Genomic DNA, 446 nt, shown 5'->3' with positions numbered 1-446 from the left:
TGCCCTCCGATCGTGCTGTCAAAGGCGACAAACCATTGAGTTGACTGCGCAAAATGATAAAAAAACCGGCTGACAAGTATCTCATTTTCGCCCCCAGACACCGTGGATGAGCTCAACGATCTCCGCGTTGGCCGCGTTCAGACTCTCTATGGCTCTATCGTAAGTCGCGCGGACAAACTCGCCCCGCTCGACCTCGTATAAAGTTTGCTTCTTGATCGACGCATCAGAAATCGCTGTCGACTTCAGCACGTGGTTTCTCAGCATTTGCTGTGCAAACATCGACTGCATGAACCCGACCATCTGAGCCTGCGGAATGTCTGTCGGTTCAAATCGCGTGATGAGGTATCGGAACCATTGAACGCGCATCTCGGCGCCGGCCTCGGCGACCGGCCCCATGATCCCGCCGAGCATCATCAGAAACTGGCTCATCGACATGATGTCCAGCA

1 protein-coding gene is annotated in these 446 nt (G+C 54.3%); it reads right to left on the bottom strand.

The features are described from left to right. Positions 1–81 precede the first annotated feature (81 nt). Positions 82–446, bottom strand: a 365-nt coding sequence (locus Ga0451573_RS19000; protein WP_231685768.1) for a hypothetical protein, incomplete at its 5' end; no start/stop codon positions are given.

Origin of the sequence: Phosphitispora fastidiosa (assembly GCF_019008365.1) — a bacterium.
GTDB lineage: Bacteria > Bacillota > Thermincolia > Thermincolales > UBA2595 > Phosphitispora > Phosphitispora fastidiosa.
This window is presented reverse-complemented; position numbering and strand designations above follow the sequence as displayed.